The 1919-nt window shown below is 62.6% G+C and carries 3 protein-coding genes; all 3 read left to right on the top strand.

Features of this window, described 5'->3' with window-relative positions; all coding sequences use genetic code 11:
- Positions 1 to 515 precede the first annotated feature (515 nt).
- A complete protein-coding gene (tnpA, locus tag WBF82_RS00940) occupies positions 516 to 914 on the top strand; it encodes an IS66-like element accessory protein TnpA (protein WP_424381233.1) in 399 nt (132 codons plus the stop codon).
- The gene (tnpB, locus tag WBF82_RS00935; RefSeq protein WP_424381232.1) at positions 911 to 1258 is read left to right on the top strand and encodes an IS66 family insertion sequence element accessory protein TnpB; all 348 of its coding nucleotides are present in this window, start codon (positions 911 to 913) and stop codon (positions 1256 to 1258) included. Before tnpA ends, tnpB begins: the two co-directional genes overlap by 4 nt.
- 75 nt (positions 1259 to 1333) lie before the next feature.
- Positions 1334 to 1919, top strand: a 586-nt coding sequence (locus WBF82_RS00930) for an IS66 family transposase zinc-finger binding domain-containing protein (RefSeq protein WP_424381231.1), incomplete at its 3' end; no start/stop codon positions are given.

The raw sequence follows: 1919 nt of genomic DNA, 5'->3' as shown, positions 1-1919 counted from the left end.
CTGCAACGAGGAAGTTCGCGGTGAGCGCCCCTCCGAGCGGGGCGTTACCGAACGATGGCGTAACCGCCGTCCGACGTCGCAACTGGCATGGCCGCCTTGAATGCAGATGCCGATGTCGCGTGTTGCTCTGATTTGGCAAAGAAGCTGATGCCAAGCAGGGACAAGACAAGTATTGCCACGCAAGCCGATCCGATTACCCGGTGATGGGTCGACCGATCAGTACTGTGAAAAGAGTGATTCGTCCGAGACTTCCGTAGCTTTGAATTTTTGGCAGGTCATCGCCCTCTGCCGCATTGCATCTCGGACAAGGAACGCCGGCGCGACCGCAACCACGAGCGCCCGGGCCGCTCCAGGACGCTCACGGTGCAGGACGCATATCAACCCGTCGCCCTCGCAGAGCGAGCACTTGGCGAGAAGCGTGGATGCAATCTTCATTAAGACCCGGTCCCGGTTTGGAGTCTCCCTCCGGTGGGGACCGTCTTGTGGGGTAAGTCGACTGCGCTGTAACAGTCCTTATGGATGTCCATAAGCACAGTACTCAGATCGAACGGTTAGAGGTCGTCGAGACGGGCCGGCGGCGGCGCTGGTCCGACGACGAAAAGCTTCGGATCGTGTTGGAGAGCCTGGAGACGCCGCGTGCGACCTCGTCGACAGCGAGGCGCCATGGGATCTCGCGCTCATTGCTGGTGACATGGCGGCGCGCCCTCCGCGCCGAGCCTGTGGGCGTCGGCATACAGCAGAGCAGCTTTGTGCGGGCGGTGGTTGCTCCGGCTGGAACGGTCGCTGCGGAATCCAGTGCGTCGAAGACAGGCCGCATGGTGATCGAGATCGGGAAGGATCGTCGGGTTATTGTCGATGCCGGCGTCGATGCGGCCGCACTTGCGCGGGTACTTGCCATTCTGGAGCGGCGATGATCCCGGTGGCGGCAGGCGTGCGGATCTGGATTGCCAGCGGCCACACCGACATGAGGAAAGGGATGAATGGCCTGGCGCTGCTGGTGCAGGAGGGCCTCGGCCGCGATCCGTTCGCAGGTGACGTCTTTGTGTTCCGCGGTCGCGCGGGTTCGTTGATCAAAGCCCTGTGGCATGACGGGATCGGGCTGTCGCTTTACGCCAAACGGCTCGACCGTGGACGGTTTGTCTGGCCGGCGACGGCGGATGGGGTGGTGGCGCTGAGCTCGGCGCAGATGAGCTATTTGCTTGAAGCGATCGACTGGAGGAATCCGCAACACACCTGGCGACCGCAGAGCGCGGGCTAGGCTAGGCTTAAAAAAGTTTCTGGAGTGCAGAAAAAAGTCGCCGCAAATCACTGATTTTGTGATTCCATCAGCCTCATGAAAGCTGGTGTTGAAGCCCTACCGGACGACGTCGAAGTGCTGAAGGCGGCCTTGATTGCCGCGCGCGCGGAGGCTGCCGCGGCGCGTGCTCAACAATCCGATGACCAGGCGCTGATCGCTCATCTGAAGCTGCAGATCGAGAAGCTGAACCGCGACCGCTATGGCCCGCGCTCGGAGCGTACCGCGCGGCTTTTGGATCAGCTTGAATTGACGCTGGAGGAACTGGAAAGCGCAGCAACCGAGGACGAACTTGCCGCCGAAATCGCCGCGGCGAAAACCAGGAATACAACTACCACCGTGGCGTCGTTCACGCGCAAGCGGCCGTCCCGCCAGCCGTTCCCGGATCATCTGCCTCGCGAACGGGTGATCGTGCCGGGGCCCGTCGCCTGCAGCTGCTGTGGCGGATCGCGGCTGTCCAGGCTTGGCGAGGACATCACCGAGACGCTGGAGGTCATCCCCAAGTCCTGGAAGGTAATCCAGCACGTCCGGGAGAAGTTCTCCTGCCGGGATTGCGAGAAGATCAGCCAGGCGCCGGCGCCATTCCACGTGATCGCGAGGGGCTGGGCCGGACCCAGCCTGCCGG

The organism is Mycobacterium sp. (assembly GCF_049673265.1).
GTDB lineage: Bacteria > Actinomycetota > Actinomycetes > Mycobacteriales > Mycobacteriaceae > Mycobacterium.
This window is presented reverse-complemented; position numbering and strand designations above follow the sequence as displayed.

Bases quoted from the DNA above. Each gene is read 5' to 3' on its own strand.
- tnpA (WP_424381233.1), top strand. From the start codon at position 516: ATGGATGTCCATAAGCACAGTACTCAGATCGAACGGTTAGAGGTCGTC.
- tnpB (WP_424381232.1), top strand. From the start codon at position 911: ATGATCCCGGTGGCGGCAGGCGTGCGGATCTGGATTGCCAGCGGCCAC.